At 64.3% G+C, this 924-nt stretch carries 1 protein-coding gene; it reads left to right on the plus strand.

The genetic code is table 11. The annotated features are described in order from the left end of the window. Positions 1 to 483 (plus strand): transposase (locus MPC4_RS18160; RefSeq protein WP_174513776.1); only part of this gene is annotated, 483 nt, incomplete at its 5' end. Positions 484 to 924 lie beyond the last annotated feature (441 nt).

Genomic DNA, 924 nt, shown 5'->3' on the forward strand with positions numbered 1-924 from the left:
GCGATCCTGGGCGTGGACCTCACTCAGATTCACGGTCTGGGGTCGTACCTTGCGCTCAAGCTGGTCGGGGAATGCGGGACCAACCTGGCGGCGTGGCCGAGCGCAAAGCACTTCACATCGTGGCTAGCGCTGGCTCCTCACAATAAAATCTCCGGAGGCAAAGTGCTGTCCTCAAGGACCCAGCGGACCAGCAATCGAGCGGCTTCATTGCTGCGGCTCGCCGCGGTGGCGGTCGGTCGAACCGACACCGCGCTGGGCGCATTCTATCGCCGGCTGTCCGCGCGCGTTGGCAAATCGAAGGCAATCACCGCCACAGCGCGCAAAATCGCCGTGCTGTTCTACAATACTGTCCGGCACGACGTCATCGGAGACCCAACTTACGCCGACGCCGTCCTGGACCGCCTCGTTCATAATGCCCATCGCATCGAGATCACAGGTGAAAGCTTGCGCCGCGCGCGCGGCAAACAGGCCAAATCGGCTTGACCCAAAACCAGAACAGGTGAGACAAACTCGTAGGTCAACGAACGCGGCGCCCGGGCGGGATCATTCCGTTACAGGGGGGCGCCATTATCCCGGAATCCCCGGGCGGCGTTATCCCGTTACAGACGGGCGCCTTCGTCGGAATCGCCAGGCAACCTTCAACGACGGGCCAAGTCGTTGGGCTTTGTCCTGTTTCGAGCCGACGAATGCGCCGCCGACCAGACGGGTGTTTCTTAGGAAAGTTGCGGTGTTGCTGGGCCTCCCAGCTTCGAGCGACGGCGAGTCTTGATGGACGCGGTGGCGGCCCTGGAGCCGGGCAGCGGCTTGATCGCAGCCGCCTGCACAGCGCTGGGGCTGTCGCGCGCCAGCCTTCATCGTCGCCAGGCCTTCCGGAGACGGCCGCTTGCGGCTGTGCGCGCGCGGCCAACGCCAAAGCGGGCGCTT

This window comes from Methylocella tundrae (genome assembly GCF_901905185.1).
GTDB classification, from domain to species: domain Bacteria; phylum Pseudomonadota; class Alphaproteobacteria; order Rhizobiales; family Beijerinckiaceae; genus Methylocapsa; species Methylocapsa tundrae.